Here is a 14731-nt window from a genome sequence, read left to right as displayed (position 1 = left end):
TTATATTTAGTTCTTATTCGAACTTTTTTCACTACGATGACTTTAACTAAAAATTTAGATCTTATTGTTCAACAATTTGAATTAAATTACCACATGTATCATCAAGTATGGCATATTTCACACCTTCAACCTCTTTAGGTTCTGTATGAAATTCAACCCCTCTATTTACCAATGCTTCATGTTCTATTTCCAGGTTATCTACTCCAAACATGGTTACGGGTATACCCGCTTCATATAAACCATTTTGGTAGTTTTTCGCAATTAGACTTTCATTAGGTTCCAAAACAATTTCAACAGGGTTATTAGAATTTTCCTCAGTCACCGTTAACCATCTAAATCCTCCACCCATTTCAATGTTATGCTTTAATTTAAATCCTAATTTTTCAGTATAAAATTTTTGTGCTTCATCTTGGTTATTAACAAAAATACTCATAGCAATTATTTTCATTATAAATCTCCTTAGTCTTAATTAAATTATTTTTTGCAAAGTTGATGATTTTTACACATTTCTACAATTAATTATTTAATTTACACATTTCTATATCAAGATAAAAAATACATGTAAATATACAATTTTTAATTTAATTTACTTAAATAAAAAAACATAAATTTTGTAATACTAGTACCCATATATTACAATTAAAAGTGGTACAAGTATTATCTATTTTTAGGAGTGAACGATTGTGAAAATTCTTAACGAATTACGCGAGAAATCTAATTTAAGCATATCTAAACTAGCTATTAATTTGAATGATGGCTATGGTACAGATATCAGAAATTGCCAAATATGGGACTGGGAAAATGGCTATCGCACCATTTCAGAAAAAGACGCTGCAATGTTAGCAGACTATTTTAATGTTTCAGGAGAAACATTTACTTCATAATTGCATCATAATGAAATGTAATATAAATTAAGGGACAATAAGTTGTAATAAAGGCTATGGCATAGCAAATGTCATAGCCTTTCATCATGTATGTGATATTATCACATAGCCCTATCTCACTAAAAATAGCTACATCTTTCCTTTCAATCTCAACTCAAATAACTACAATTTCTTTTTAACTATTTTATTTTTTGTAAACAATAGTAATAAAGTAGTCAACGCCTTCAATACTATTTGTCACAGATGGAGTAACACTTACTAATTCCCAGTGTTGTTTCTCATCTACATATTGTAAAAATTCGTTAACACGTTCATCAAATTCTTCAAAATTTTCTTCATATTGCATATGCAATGTTTTTATTTTCATTATAACCTTTCCTTTCAATAAACTTTCCACAATCAATTGTAAATCTTTAAATTTTTCATAACAAACATTACGATAATCGTTTAGTTTGGTTAAACACTTTTATTGTAAGGATGCTCTTTAATTTTTAGAAATACGTATTTCATTATCTATCCAATCAACAATTTCTTTGAAAATACTTAGATTATAAGATGACTCATTTAATATCTCATGTTGCAATCTATCATAAATATGAATGGATTTATGTTCAGATTCTATTTCTTGGTACAATTGCAACGAATCATGATAACTTACTAATCCATCTTCTTTACCATGTAATATCAAAATATTGTTAGTAAAACGCCCCGCATTATTTTTCAAATACGTTACGCCATCTAATAATGTGCGGATAAGCCCCATAGATATTTGTTTTGCGTTTAATTGGTCAATTTCATATTTTCTAATAACTTCAGAATCAGAACATACACCATCTCCTAATTCATTTTTAATATAAGTTTCTGATGAAATACTTGGATCAGGGTCACCAAATAACTTGTTATTATACCTTGTTAACGCACCAGATGTAACTACACCATCTACAGTACCGGGATGAATCGTTTCAAATAAAGTTACTGTATAACCACCCATGCTATGTCCAAGAAGATATACTTTTCCTTCGAAAGTGTTTTTTACATATTCAATTATAGCTGTTAAATCTTCTACAATTTCATACATATTACTATAGTAAGTTTGTACCCCTCCAGATCTACCATGTCCTCTTTGATCGTATCTTATGACATTAAAATTTTTTTCATTTAAGTATGCCGTTAAAATATCATAACGATCTAAATGTTCAGCTAATCCATGTACGATAATAATGTTTGCCTTTGCTTCTGGCGTATCATTAATTTTAGTATATAGTTTCGTGTTATCAGATGAATTTAGGTATTTAATATAATGCATCTTGTTCACCCCTCAATTTATAAATTCTACACTCGCAATTACGTCTACCCTCATTGTATCAATTTACACTTTTTTATATGAGCAATTTATTATTCATTATAGATTCTATTTAGGTGGAACTAAAAAAAATAGTTATACGCTAATGAATTTTGTATACTCAAGGCAATCAAAACTCAATTAAGAAGGTTAAACTATGTATAAATCATTAGACTTTATAAGCTCAATATTAAAATCTACGAAAAATATTAATTTAAAAAATTGTAAAACAGAATTTTTTAATGCGGAGTATGAAAGTTGTACTTTTCAAGCCGATAAACAAACTTTTAGAAGTAGAATCGCTAAAAAAACGCCAAATAAGCAAGGTTATTTTGTAGTATTTTGGACCAAAGATAACGAGAATAAAAACAGACCTTTTACTTATAATGAATCATGTGACAAATTAATTATTACAGTAATTGATGAGAATCATAAAGGGTTATTTATATTTCCAAAAGACGTGTTAGCTCAACAAAATATTATAGCTAACGGTGCAAAAAAAGGAAAAATGGCAATGCGAATGTATCCAACTTGGGAACAGAAATTAAATCAAACTGCAATTAAAACTCAAAGTTGGCAATTAAATTATTTTATTGATTTAACTGATAATATTGATGAAGTTTCACTATACAAATTGTTAACTTGAAACTTAAGCTAATATAATTCAAGCAACATTAAATACTATAAAAATATTGCTTCATTAATTCTGCGATACACCTTTTAGAAATCGAACAATTTTAAATCGATACACATTCGTCAATTTATTTTTTGTATTATAGTTGAAGTTTTGATATAGCTCATATCATAATAATTTGCCATGCTTTTTAAAAATTGTAATAAATATGTTTCATCTATTTCTTCTTTTTTAAACGCTTCTTTTAAATAGTTATGCAAATTTCTTTCTGATGAACTACATTTTCTTTTAAAATAACCCCACATATGGTCATATGCGTTAACAATTGATCCTTTACTTGGTGTAGTATTTATTGCTTCATTAATTAATGTTTCAATTTCCTCTATCGTTGTGCTATATTTCAATTTTTCTCTAATCGCTTTATATTTATTTTGATCATGCCATAGCACTTCATATTTATGTTGCTTCCATAATTGCTCAATTTCATATTGTCTACTCATTGTTATCTATCCTTTTTAAATCTCCCGCCAAATAATATTTTTAATGGGAGAACATATTATTGATATAACGTATATAAGTTAAAAACATAATGTTCATTTCTATCATCTGTATAGAATTTATTACCTTATTTTTAGTTTTATAAACCAGGATATTATCTATATTTTTGACTTTATATTTAAAACTATAATAATTAAAATAAAACTCATACTAGGTTCCTACAACTTTTAAATTTCAGTTAATGATATGCTTGTATGGGAGCGTGATATAAATGTCAAAATATATATTGTCTTATAATTTAAATTCAATTTCATACGGATATGAAAAATTACCGGCACAATTAAATTCTTTAGGTAATGCACTATATATTTATAGTGGCCTGTGGTTTTTACAAAGTGACTTAGATAAAAATACAATTTGTGAATGCATCAAATCATCATTTAACGCAACTGATGATTTTCTGATTTTTGAAATTGAACAAAGCCCTTTGGGTACATTAAACGCACAAAAATATTCCGAAATTCAAAAACTAATTAATGCATAAGGGCTTGATTTATTAACTAATGTCTGTAATTTCTTAATAACGCCTCATGCAAGGTTACCTTTACAAAAATACACCAATAATACGTATTGAACTATCTTCACTCCCTACTTTGGGAGGAATACTTTTTTAAGTATAGTTCTCTTTTTAACATCAAAATAGTGAATTTTTATTAGAGTAACATATGACTGCTCATCATCACTTTCCCTCTATTTTATAAACTTTATTCTTTTGTCATATATAATTCATTTTAAATACAAATATATCAAGTTACATACATTTTGATTGTTTTAAATTTTATCATTTTGTATATTATTAATAGAATGATCAAAAAATATTTTTGAGGTGAATAACATGGCAGATGAAAGTAAATTTGAACAAGTAAAGGGAAATATAAAAGAGACAGCAGGCAATGTTATGGATAATAAAGAATTAGAAAAAGAAGGTAAAGAAGATAAGGCTTCAGGTAAAGCAAAAGAAGTAACTGAAAATGTTAAAGACAAGATCAATGGCGTTATCGACAAACTAAATAAGTAAAAATAATTTATATAAGATCACAAAATTAATTATTGTGGTCTTTTTTTCTAGCTGAATTTAAAACAATTCATTAAAATGCTCAAAATACATTCCTCAATAGTTAAAGCTTATCTTTTCACATATAAACATAGTACGCTTTATAGTTGCAAAAGCGTTTATATGTAGTACAATTAAACAAAACATACTATTTCTATAGGAATATTACCTTCATAGTTAAATAGTGGATTTATTTAAACGTATATACTCAAACTAAATTTTAAAAGCTATTTTAAGGGGACATTATGAAAATTATTAAATATAAAATCGGTAGTATAGATATTAGTTACACAGTTGAGACACATAAGGGGCATGTGTTCACACATACTTTACCTAAAGATACACCGTCAGATAATGTTCAACGCTATTTGACGCTATTATCAAATACTGTGGATGAAAGAAAAATTAAATAAACACTTTTAACTATTATAATAAAGGAGTGAATCGACCTACTTATTAAAACAATGAGTTGGCTGACGCACTCCCTTATTCTTATTCATGGTACTTACTAATTTATTAGCTATCTAATATTATAAATTATCCAAAAAAAATGTTTTTATTTGTTCATCTTTTATAAAGTAATAAGACATTTTTCCTTCTTTGTATTTATCAAGTACCCCTTTTTTATATAATAATCTTAAATGATGTGATGTAGTTGCAATACTCATATTTAATAATACAGATATATCACATACACACATTTCACTTTCTTTTAATAACCCAAGTATAATTTTAACTTTAGTCTCATCAGAAATCTTACTAAAAATACTTAATAGCGACTTAGGTGCAGCTTCTTCAATGAAATTCTGTGCGTTTTCAATTTTCTGTTCATGCATACACTGCACTTCACAAATATAATCATTAGCCATCTCTTCCACTTCCTTAATTTATAATTATATTATAAATAGTTTGTATTGTCTCATTTTCAATTATAATGAATAATCCTAACCCTATGTATATCACAGCCATAATCCAACGGTTAAATCGTTCAATTACTTCACCTATACCTGGAGTTTTTGATAAAAGTTGTGCTGAAAATACTAATACCAAAATTAAAATAATAAATATGATTAATGTAGTTATCAGCTCTATTGTTTTTAAAGTTACAAAGTATGGCACAAATAAACCAACATTGTCTGCGCCACAACTAGCTATGGTAACAATTGCAACCATACCAACAAGCTTACTTAGGCCTTTTTCATTTAATTCTCTTTTAGCTCTCTCCTCACCTTCACAATCACCAGAAATCGCTACACGAATCCCTAAATAAATTGGTATTAAACCTAATAACCCTAAAATCCACTTTTCAGGAACATAGTTTAATACAAATGCTAAAAATAAACTTATTAAAATTAATGCTAATGAACCTACATATTGGCCAATATAAATATCCCGATATTCTTTTTTTGTATTAGCTTTAGCAAAAAATATTAATAGAATGACTAATAAATCTACCGCTGTCGCTGTGTACAAAATAATTGCTGTCATAATAGTTTGTAGCATAACACACCTCATTCAAAAATAATTTTGAATGTATTATATAATATTCAACATCATAATTAAATAGAAATTATACTAACTACTATGTAGGTTAGCTTTTATACTCCACTAATAAGTCAAAAATATTCAGTTGAAAATCAAAAAATACGGGACATCAATCTAAATTAAGATTTTAATGCCCCGTCAAAATAAGAATTATATCTATCACTGTACGCTTATGGAACTCACAGTAAAATGCCTACATATTTAAAAACTGAAATTAAAGATTATGCTTCAGTTTTTGACTTATTATTTTTTACTATTCATCTATTTACTGTAATGTGGGCGAATAAATATCATTTCTGATTCATAATCATGAATGATTTTGTGCGCAACTTCAGTTTTATCTGCGCCGCCGCCTTCCCAATTTTGGTCTAAGGACTGAAATTGAAGATAATTACCATCATAATTACCGTTAGTTACAATCGCAGTATGACCAGCTCCTTCACCATAATTTTCATTAAACACTACAATATCTCCTGCAGTTGCTTTGAAATCAGGCGTATTTTCATAAACTGTCGCTTCGCCTATAAAATTATTTTCTTTTGGAATATCTTTTGCATAATCACCCTTTAATCCATGGCCATATAAATAATCCCACTGTTCATTTACCAGATCAAAGCATTGCCATCCATACTCCGAATCATAGTCCCAACCTTTACCGTTTAAAGTTTCAACATGATTAATTGCATCCTGTTGCGTTGCATTTGTAGCTGCTGAAGCATAACTAGATTGATTTATTACAAATATGTATAATGTTGCTACCATTAAAAACGAACTGATTTTCAAAATATACTTAAACATAAAAATCCCCTTTGTTTATTATATAACTCTAGTTTTCACTATAACTTATTTCATTATTTCTTTATACTAAAACTATTCCTAAAAATTCTAAACGGAGGTAACGTAATGGCATATTTTGGTACACTATATTTTTGCACTGGTAAAATGGGTGCTGGTAAATCAACAATTTCTAAAAAGATTGCTAGTGATAAAAATGCCATACTATTGTCAGAAGATGAAATACTTGAACAATTTTATCCAAATCAAATAAAGACCTTTGATGATTATTTAACTTATTCTAATCGTATTAAACCTTTTGTTAAAAATCATGTTCAAAATTTATTAAGGGCTGATACAAGTGTGGTCATGGACTTTCCTGGCAATACTCAAAAACAACGAAAATGGCTAAGTAATATAGCTTCTGAAATCAATGTTAGCCATAAACTCATTTATCTAAATATACCAGACGAAACCTGTTTACAAAGGCTAAAACAACGAAATATAGAAAATCCTGAAAGAGCGAATTTTGACACACTAGAGACGTTTAATTATGTTAGTCAGTATTTTGAAAAACCTAATGATTCTGAAAGACTAAATATAGTAGAAATTACACAGTAACCATTTACTCATATTTTTGCATAAAATTAAAAAGCGTTTTTTATGATTTTTGAATTCATAAAAAACGCTCTTTTTCTATAACTTAGTACAACTATAATTAGTCACTTACTGCGAAGTAATTGCCTTGACCATCTTGGAAATTAAAGACTCGTGTGCCTGACATTTCAATTATCTCATGACCAGTCAAACCTTTTTCTTTTAATTTTTCATACAACGCATCAAGGTCCTTTTCTTTGAACATTAGAGATGGTGTTGTAACGCTTACTTCTGGACTATATTTTTCCATAAAATCTTTTTCAATGATTGAAATTGATGTTTCAACACTCTCATTTGGTGCTACCTCTACTGCTTTAAAACCTTCTGCCATTTCTTCTTCAGAAACTACAACAAACCCTAAAATGTCTGTCCAAAACTCAACTGATTTCGCTTGATTATCAACATATAACATCACTTGATCTAACTTTTCCATTTAAAAATCCCCCCGTTTGTCTTATATATACTTACCTTTATATTATCGTTTAGAAACATCATTAGTACTAATTACTTCAAATTTATTGATATAAAAAAATTAGTAGCTAACATTAAGTCCCAATTTAATTATAAGTAATTATATTGCAAAGTATAAGGTTTTGTTATCACAAAACCTCACTTATATATAGTACAATTAACTAATATAATTATTTTACTTATATATTCAAAAAAACATATGATTGTTATTAATAAATTTTAGTGTTGTGAGTATTAAAAATTATACTTACATTGAAAAACTATATCAGGTGCCTTACCTTCTCATTCAATACACAAAGATATAAACTACCTAATAAAATTGCCTCTGAAATATTTTAAAGAGAAAGACAACTTGAATAATGCAGATTAACTTATTACACTAAAAGCAGAAAAACAAAAATAAAGGGAGTTAATATGAAAATATTAAATTATAGCATAGAACACGATGTTTTTAGCGAACTTGTTACTATTGTGGCAGAAACAGCAAAAGGAAAGCAATTTAGTTTTACTTTTGCAGATAGTCACACGCTTAAAGAAGTGAAAATTAAATTGGAAGAACTTGCTGATGCATTAGACAACCAAAAATAATTTTAATTACAGCAGTGATTTTTTGTTATTATTTTAGCCAATACTAATATAATTTCTTAGGCTAAAATATCCCATACACAGCTTATGTTTACAATTGATAAGTAAAAAATTCAACACTTATCTTTTTGTATGAAACGAACAACTAGTTTACCGTTGTGGACCCATCATTTCATGCTTTTAATCTAAAAATAAAACTATAATATCTAAACCTCACCGACAATGATGAGGTTTAGATATTATAGTTTTATTTTCGCTTTCTTAGGTATGTCTTTTTCTTTCACTTCAGTATATCCTTTTACTTCTCCAACTTTATAATCTAATTCTAAATAATGATTTGTTTTTAATTTTTTTATTGCTGTATAAATAATCTCTTTTCCATTACCATCTTTATCATATGCCTTATTTGTATATTCATATACTTTTATATGTTTACCAGAATCTTTTACACTTTTAGGCTCATTAGTCTGTACATAATATTTTTCAGTTGTAATCAAAGGATTTAAGTTAGCCAAATTCCTAACGTTTTTACTATCTGTATGAGATTCAGCATATAACTTCCAAAAGAATAACACTAAAATTATTACTACAATTAATAAAAATATTTTAAAAATAATTTTCATTATTCAACCTCCTAACATTTAATTCAATACTAACATTTCACTTTCATTGAATCGTTCGTAAATTATTACAAAATACCATTCTCATGTGACAATTTTGAAAGAAACGGTCTATCATATAACTAATAAAGATTTCTTTAATACATTGCACTTCGTTATCATTTAAGATAGCTATTGTAAAAATTTAAAACTATAACAATTGTGGTGATAAAATTTTTAATTTTAGAAAATAAGCTACTATGATTAAATCATTGCTTTATTTTACAGGGTTAAACTAATAAACCACCCATATATAATTGGGTGGTTTGTTTAATCATAAATGTTTATTTTTAAATACATTGCCGAAACAATAATAATTTCATATTCTCCCTTGATTGTTGAAATTTTATTTAGCTCCTAATACTAAATTATTGTAATTTCTTGACTCCACTAAAGTCTATTTATTATTTTTGTAATGTCCCCATAAATAGAACAGAACATTTGTTCCTGAAACAAATATAATGTATAGTCTAGTAAAGTTCTTTAGGAGGAGTTTGTAATGGAATTAAATAAAGTAGTAGAAGAAAGTATGAAAATCCGTGAAGCGTATCATGCTTTAGAAGAAAAATACCACGGAAGAAAATGGGATATTCAAGAAGATGCTTTGGCTATGTCAACAGATGTGGGCTTAATTAGTAGACTTATAATGGATGAAGCTAATATTTGGCCCGCTAAAAAAGATGAAACTAATAACTTAGAATATAAAATTGGTGAAGTTGTATGGTGGTTATCTGTTTTATCTAATAAAAGTGAAATAGATTTTAACAAAGCTGTGGAAGATTTTATTAAGAAAAAACAAAACGACTTCAATATTGAATAAATTTTATCGCCTATATTAAGTAAATGTTTTTCAGTTGCTTTTTTATTACAAAAGCCACCCAGTAACATGTGTGTGGGGGTAACTTGGGTGAAACTCATCTTGATAGTTAAGTTATTAAATGGTCCTTATTTTTCTTTTACATTTGCATCTAGCACTTTTGTGTTTAACGTTTATTTTCAGGTCATATAATGTTAATTAGTAAGTAATCATATTCATTATTTTTTGTAAGCCATCACATTCACTTGTGGTGGTTTTTGTTTTTATGAAAATAAAAATTCAAGTGTATACAGATTAATCCAATAATTATAAAAGCGCTATGACCTGTTATTTCTAAAGCTATAGATCTATCTAAATTAAATGCTTTAAATACAATTGATTGTATAACTATAATAGCTAATAAATATAGACCTACTTTATTCGATGTAAAATACTTTGCCAAATTAACACACACCTTTCTATATAGAGATACTACTTTATCATTTTTCGATGCAATACAGACGCTCTGACAGAGTGATTATTTATCTAAAATCTCTTCATTAAGGATTAAAAATGCTATAACTCCAATAGGTACTCCTAACAATGGTGTGACAAATATACTTGCTATAAATACATACAATATCAACATCCAAACGTCATCAGATTCCCATTTTTTATTTAATAAATAATGCCACATTTCTTTTAAACTCATAATAAAACCACCCTTTGTATTTTAGTCAATTTAATTTTATTTAAATATAGGTTATCATAATAACTATCATAATAAAAACCCCATCATCACGATGAGGTCATAGCTATTCTGTACTTACTGCAAATATAGTCAGTGTTTCATTTCTTCCATTATCATTAGTAACAGATTTTATATTATATATTTTATTCTGATACTTCACATTGTTTTTTGGGGTAATCCCTTCACGATATCTGATCATGAAACGGATAGGTGTTTCGTTCAGTATTGTACCAGCACCTGAAAACTCTTTACCTTGCATAGATTTAATATCTGCCCATGGCTTTGCTATTGAATATTCTTCAACGTCATCTGGATATGCCGCTGAACTTACTTCTTTATAAATTTTAATTTAATTATTAAAGTAATATGCTAATTATTTCACCTCACAATATATAGACTTTTTTATCCGTTTGCTGTTAGTCATTTTTGGATAATAGTACGCGTCTTTTTTTGACCGTGTACTTTTACATATTGGTTAGACACTTTTGTCTAACTAAATCACATACTCATTTTTGAGTAATAGCTCTTATTAAATAACTAAACATGCATTACATGGCCATAATATAGCTCTGACATTCGCTCTGTACTGCATCGAGAAATGAATAAACGTATAGTTGTTTGATGTTTAATATCTATTCATGCATATCCTCTTATTCTATACTTTTAGAGAATCCAGATGACTTATTTTCAAACCCATTACTTTTATAAAAACTATGTGCACTATCTCGTTCTTCTCTATTACCACTATTTAGAGTAATTGCTTTACATCCTAATTGAGTTGCTAGCATTTCTGACTCTTTTAATAGAAGTCTTCCATAACCTTTTCCTCTATAATTAGAGTTAATAACAAATGCTAATAAACGCATGTATTCACCCTTCTTTTCATAGAACATCATTTTGCATAACCCGCTCAAACCGATTATTACATCATCTTTTATTAAAAGTAACAAATAATAATCTTCATGACTGCATATCTTTTTCAAACGATTAACTAAATCCTCTGTTATTGTTGGATAACCTAAATCTTCATATAAAACTAGCAATTCTTTAATTTTGATTAAATCTTGTTCTTCAAATAACCTTGCTTCTATTGTCATAATATAACCTACTTATATATAAAATTTCATGTGTGGCTTTTCTTCTTTATAATAATCTAACCTATCTTGCAACGTACCTGTATGTAATTCTAATTTGTGGCCGTCTGGATCAGTAAAGTATATTGATTGTTTATCTCTTATATTTCTATTACGTCCTTCTAATATGTTCACATCATTATCTTTTAACCACTGGTACCATTCACCAAATTCACTTTCATTAATTGTAAAAGCAATATGTGTATATGAGTATTGGATTTCATTTCTTGGTATATCCTTTTCTTCATTAAGAGCTAACCACAGGCCACCTAATGTGAAATAAACCGTCTTGTCACTCTCTACTAAAATTTCAGCTTTTAATATCTCTTTATAGAAAGCAATAGATGTCTTAATATCTGATACTGAATAAGTCACGTGGTTTATAGATTGAATCATATAAAAACTCCTAAAATAGATTAGTTTACAGAATATTCTAACATATAATCATTCAATAATTACTACTACTTATAATTATTCCTCTACTTTAACAGATAGTCCTACGTAATCTTTTACAAAAATGCAATATAAGTATATTCATAAATAATAATTTTGATCATAACTTTTTGTTATCACCATTATTTTTTAAGTATAGTACAATTAAGATATAAAATTATTTTTTGGGAGCTAACAAATGAAAAGAATTTTATTTGTTTCGTTGATAAGCTTTTTAATTTTAACTGCATGTGGGAATGATAAAAATTCAGAATCAAAACAAAAACAAGATAATTCAAATTTATCTGCTGAAGAACAGGAAAAAAAGTATAAAAAAGAAACTAAAAAACTGGGAAGTTTATTGGAAGGTATGGGCTCAGGTGTTACAGATGAATCGGAAATTGAAGAATCAGATTCAGACATTAATGACGAAGATATAAAAGAAGTTCAAAATGCTATTCAAGATTTTGAGAAAAACACAAAGGGGTTGAATCAAGCTAACAAAGAAATTGGCAATTACGCTCTAAAATCAGCTAAAGCAATGTTAGCCTATGTTGAACGTATTCAAGAATTAGAAGAATTTAAAAGTAATAACCCTGATTTAGAAAAATCATATGACTTAGCATTAACTGATGCCACATTCTCATTGTTCTCTACATTTGAAACAATTAAAATGGATTACGAAGATTTAGATATAAATTATAAAAAAGATTATTTAGGATCTAAAGGTAATGAAGGTTTAACTGACCTTTTAGCTATAACTGCTGATACTGATCTCATGGAATTAGGGGACGGTATGGGGAGTCTAATTATTGAGCACGATGAAGACCTTGATAGCAAACAAACTAAAGAACTATCAAATAAAGGCTATAGAGAAAAAGTATTTAAATCAATGGTTACTGAAGAACCGGATATGTCAAAAAAAGAATATAATACTTTAGTGAATGATTTCAATGATTTATCACCCGAATTTTTACATTATGAGGAAGCAAATAGAATGGTATCAACAACTGAATATAATTACTTTATGGATTTGAGAAACGGTGTAGTTGGTGCTGAGACAGATTCTGAAATAGATGATACTGATTTTTCTAGTGAATCTGATTCGAGTGAAGAATCTAGTGATGATTCAAGTAGTGAAGAAAATGTTAGTAGAAATAATGTAATAGATTATGTAGAAGAGTATGAAGGTGAACCTATTGATACTGAAATCTATACTTATAAAGAACCCGAAAAAACTGAAGATGGTGAATGGGGATTCTCTTTTACAGATAAAGATGGCGAATTAGCTGGGTCATATATTATTGATGAAAATGGAAAGGTTACAAAATATGATGAGAATGGTGAAGAAAAATAATTTTAAGGGCATATTTAAATGCCCTTTTTTATTTAACTACCTACTTATATATAAAATTTTATATGTGGCTTTTCTTCTTTATAATAATTTAATTTATTCTGATCAGATATTTTAGAACATTCAAATGGTTCTAAAGCGGTAATGATACACAGTGAAGATAAACTAACATATAGTTTCTTTTGATGTTCAATAATTAAGCATATTGTTATAACATTAGGCTAACTAATAAATTACGATAAGATGTTATCATTAACATTTATAAATAGTACAATAGTATTTAAACAATATTATAAAAGGAGAATGTGATATGAAAAAGTTATTATTTATGTTACTAGCAAGTTTTCTGTTATTATCAGCTTGTGGGAATGAAGAAGAAAGTAATCTAGACGATAAGAAAGAAACAAAATCTGAAGATAAAGATAAGGAGTCTGATAAAGAACAAGAAACAGACAAGAAAGAAGATAAATCAGATAGTAAAGACGAAAAATCTAATGAAGAAGTAGCTAATAATAAAAACAAACAAAATAAAACTTCTCAAGAAAAACAAAAAATGGAAAACCAAAATAATACGCAACAACAAGATTCTAATATAAACAATAATGAAGGCACTACTCAACAAGGTAATAGACCCTTTGGAGGTATACCACCGAAAGGTATGACAAATGAAGAATATCAAGTTCTAGAAAACAATATGCCTAATGCAAATAATGTTTCAAGTGAAGAATATGAGAAACTATTAAACGAACAAGTACAAAGAATAGCTAATAAAAATAATCACTCAATAGAAACACCAATGGGTACATTTACTCCAAATAATCATAATGAGAATACAGATCAAAATCAAAAAATAGATTTAAATAAAATGCCTGCTGGTGGTTTTTCAACTGAAGGTATGTCGGAAGAAGCCAAGAACAAGATAGAAGAACTCACAAGACAAAAAGATTTTGAAGGATTGTCACAAGAAGAATACAATGATCGAGTATCAGAAATAATGAATGAAGAAATGAACAACAATTAATGGTATCATGTGCAATAAATTTTAACATCCTTTTTAACAAAACTTACATCCTCTATGGTATGAATTTTAACATCCTAAAAT

At 27.7% G+C, this 14731-nt stretch carries 24 protein-coding genes; 11 read left to right on the top strand and 13 right to left on the bottom strand.

The genetic code is table 11. The features are described from left to right. Window positions 1-61 precede the first annotated feature (61 nt). On the bottom strand, window positions 62-448 hold the full coding sequence (locus BTM19_RS08340) for a VOC family protein (RefSeq protein ID WP_058625706.1): 387 nt from the start codon (window positions 446-448) through the stop codon (window positions 62-64). Window positions 449-683: 235 nt separating this feature from the next. On the opposite strand from BTM19_RS08340, the gene BTM19_RS08335 reads away from it, so the two are divergent. Beyond that, window positions 684-884, top strand: a complete 201-nt coding sequence (locus tag BTM19_RS08335; RefSeq protein ID WP_029377617.1) for a helix-turn-helix domain-containing protein — start codon at window positions 684-686, stop codon at window positions 882-884. A 184-nt stretch (window positions 885-1068) separates the two neighbouring features. On the opposite strand, the gene BTM19_RS08330 is transcribed toward BTM19_RS08335, so the two are convergent. Next, entirely contained in the window at window positions 1069-1251 is a 183-nt protein-coding gene (locus BTM19_RS08330; RefSeq protein WP_029377618.1) for a hypothetical protein, read from the bottom strand. A gap of 117 nt (window positions 1252-1368) precedes the next feature. Continuing rightward, a complete protein-coding gene (locus BTM19_RS08325; RefSeq protein ID WP_029377619.1) occupies window positions 1369-2190 on the bottom strand; it encodes an alpha/beta hydrolase in 822 nt (273 codons plus the stop codon). A gap of 193 nt (window positions 2191-2383) precedes the next feature. Here BTM19_RS08325 and BTM19_RS08320 point away from each other — a divergent pair, with 193 nt between their 5' ends. Further along, window positions 2384-2872 (top strand): MepB family protein, encoded by a 489-nt coding sequence (locus tag BTM19_RS08320; RefSeq protein ID WP_051664331.1) that lies wholly within the window; start codon window positions 2384-2386, stop codon window positions 2870-2872. A gap of 110 nt (window positions 2873-2982) precedes the next feature. Here BTM19_RS08320 and BTM19_RS08315 read toward each other — a convergent pair whose 3' ends face one another. Then, a complete protein-coding gene (locus BTM19_RS08315) occupies window positions 2983-3360 on the bottom strand; it encodes a DUF1722 domain-containing protein (RefSeq protein WP_029377621.1) in 378 nt (125 codons plus the stop codon). Between the two features lie 269 nt (window positions 3361-3629). On the opposite strand from BTM19_RS08315, the gene BTM19_RS08310 reads away from it, so the two are divergent. The 3 genes from BTM19_RS08310 to BTM19_RS13085 all read left to right on the top strand — a co-directional run bounded on the left by BTM19_RS08310 (window position 3630) and on the right by BTM19_RS13085 (window position 4885). Next, the gene (locus tag BTM19_RS08310) at window positions 3630-3902 is read left to right on the top strand and encodes a hypothetical protein (RefSeq protein WP_038678166.1); all 273 of its coding nucleotides are present in this window, start codon (window positions 3630-3632) and stop codon (window positions 3900-3902) included. Between the two features lie 351 nt (window positions 3903-4253). Continuing rightward, on the top strand, window positions 4254-4436 hold the full coding sequence (locus BTM19_RS08305; RefSeq protein WP_069792497.1) for a CsbD family protein: 183 nt from the start codon (window positions 4254-4256) through the stop codon (window positions 4434-4436). A gap of 281 nt (window positions 4437-4717) precedes the next feature. After that, window positions 4718-4885, top strand: a complete 168-nt coding sequence (locus tag BTM19_RS13085) for a hypothetical protein (protein ID WP_167330432.1) — start codon at window positions 4718-4720, stop codon at window positions 4883-4885. A gap of 117 nt (window positions 4886-5002) precedes the next feature. Here the strand turns inward: BTM19_RS13085 and BTM19_RS08300 are convergent, their stop codons facing one another. The 3 genes from BTM19_RS08300 to BTM19_RS08290 form a co-directional block, all read right to left on the bottom strand. Next, window positions 5003-5341 carry an ArsR/SmtB family transcription factor gene (locus BTM19_RS08300; protein ID WP_029377624.1) on the bottom strand — a complete coding sequence of 113 codons (339 nt, stop codon included), beginning with the start codon at window positions 5339-5341 and terminating at the stop codon, window positions 5003-5005. A 13-nt stretch (window positions 5342-5354) separates the two neighbouring features. Then, entirely contained in the window at window positions 5355-5975 is a 621-nt protein-coding gene (locus BTM19_RS08295; protein ID WP_029377625.1) for a CadD family cadmium resistance transporter, read from the bottom strand. Between the two features lie 303 nt (window positions 5976-6278). After that, window positions 6279-6815 (bottom strand): CHAP domain-containing protein, encoded by a 537-nt coding sequence (locus tag BTM19_RS08290; RefSeq protein ID WP_058625704.1) that lies wholly within the window; start codon window positions 6813-6815, stop codon window positions 6279-6281. A gap of 105 nt (window positions 6816-6920) precedes the next feature. On the opposite strand from BTM19_RS08290, the gene BTM19_RS08285 reads away from it, so the two are divergent. Beyond that, a complete protein-coding gene (locus BTM19_RS08285) occupies window positions 6921-7412 on the top strand; it encodes a P-loop nucleotide/nucleoside kinase family protein (protein WP_099265828.1) in 492 nt (163 codons plus the stop codon). Between the two features lie 97 nt (window positions 7413-7509). On the opposite strand, the gene BTM19_RS08280 is transcribed toward BTM19_RS08285, so the two are convergent. Beyond that, window positions 7510-7881 (bottom strand): VOC family protein, encoded by a 372-nt coding sequence (locus BTM19_RS08280; RefSeq protein ID WP_029377628.1) that lies wholly within the window; start codon window positions 7879-7881, stop codon window positions 7510-7512. 452 nt (window positions 7882-8333) lie between these two features. On the opposite strand from BTM19_RS08280, the gene BTM19_RS13080 reads away from it, so the two are divergent. Then, complete coding sequence (locus BTM19_RS13080) at window positions 8334-8507, top strand: hypothetical protein (RefSeq protein ID WP_167330431.1); 174 nt, start codon at window positions 8334-8336, stop codon at window positions 8505-8507. Between the two features lie 236 nt (window positions 8508-8743). Here the strand turns inward: BTM19_RS13080 and BTM19_RS08275 are convergent, their stop codons facing one another. Then, the gene (locus tag BTM19_RS08275) at window positions 8744-9127 is read right to left on the bottom strand and encodes a YxeA family protein (protein WP_081224888.1); all 384 of its coding nucleotides are present in this window, start codon (window positions 9125-9127) and stop codon (window positions 8744-8746) included. Between the two features lie 535 nt (window positions 9128-9662). Between BTM19_RS08275 and BTM19_RS08270 the strand changes: the two genes are divergently transcribed. Further along, window positions 9663-9983 (top strand): nucleoside triphosphate pyrophosphohydrolase family protein, encoded by a 321-nt coding sequence (locus BTM19_RS08270; RefSeq protein WP_029377632.1) that lies wholly within the window; start codon window positions 9663-9665, stop codon window positions 9981-9983. Window positions 9984-10497: 514 nt separating this feature from the next. Here BTM19_RS08270 and BTM19_RS12920 read toward each other — a convergent pair. Beyond that, window positions 10498-10671, bottom strand: coding sequence for a VraH family peptide resistance protein (locus tag BTM19_RS12920; protein ID WP_029377634.1), 174 nt, complete (start codon window positions 10669-10671; stop codon window positions 10498-10500). Between the two features lie 103 nt (window positions 10672-10774). Continuing rightward, on the bottom strand, window positions 10775-10969 hold the full coding sequence (locus tag BTM19_RS08260) for a phage head closure protein (protein WP_029377635.1): 195 nt from the start codon (window positions 10967-10969) through the stop codon (window positions 10775-10777). Here BTM19_RS08260 and BTM19_RS13135 point away from each other — a divergent pair. Then, window positions 10908-11051, top strand: a complete 144-nt coding sequence (locus BTM19_RS13135) for a hypothetical protein (protein ID WP_231495855.1) — start codon at window positions 10908-10910, stop codon at window positions 11049-11051. The two genes, BTM19_RS08260 and BTM19_RS13135, sit on opposite strands and share 62 nt — an antisense overlap. A 309-nt stretch (window positions 11052-11360) precedes the next feature. Here the strand turns inward: BTM19_RS13135 and BTM19_RS08255 are convergent, their stop codons facing one another. Continuing rightward, window positions 11361-11807 (bottom strand): GNAT family N-acetyltransferase, encoded by a 447-nt coding sequence (locus BTM19_RS08255; RefSeq protein WP_069796702.1) that lies wholly within the window; start codon window positions 11805-11807, stop codon window positions 11361-11363. A 12-nt stretch (window positions 11808-11819) separates the two neighbouring features. Further along, on the bottom strand, window positions 11820-12239 hold the full coding sequence (fosB, locus tag BTM19_RS08250; protein ID WP_029377637.1) for a FosB/FosD family fosfomycin resistance bacillithiol transferase: 420 nt from the start codon (window positions 12237-12239) through the stop codon (window positions 11820-11822). A 235-nt stretch (window positions 12240-12474) separates the two neighbouring features. On the opposite strand from fosB, the gene BTM19_RS13075 reads away from it, so the two are divergent. Continuing rightward, complete coding sequence (locus tag BTM19_RS13075; protein ID WP_029377638.1) at window positions 12475-13632, top strand: hypothetical protein; 1158 nt, start codon at window positions 12475-12477, stop codon at window positions 13630-13632. 307 nt (window positions 13633-13939) lie between these two features. Beyond that, entirely contained in the window at window positions 13940-14650 is a 711-nt protein-coding gene (locus BTM19_RS08240; RefSeq protein WP_029377639.1) for a methionine aminopeptidase family protein, read from the top strand. The last annotated feature ends 81 nt before the right edge of the window (window positions 14651-14731 follow it).

It is taken from the genome of Staphylococcus xylosus, assembly GCF_002732165.1.
Classification (GTDB): domain Bacteria; phylum Bacillota; class Bacilli; order Staphylococcales; family Staphylococcaceae; genus Staphylococcus; species Staphylococcus xylosus.
The sequence above is the reverse complement of the archived record's forward strand: the minus strand, read 5'-3'. Positions and strand labels throughout refer to the sequence as shown.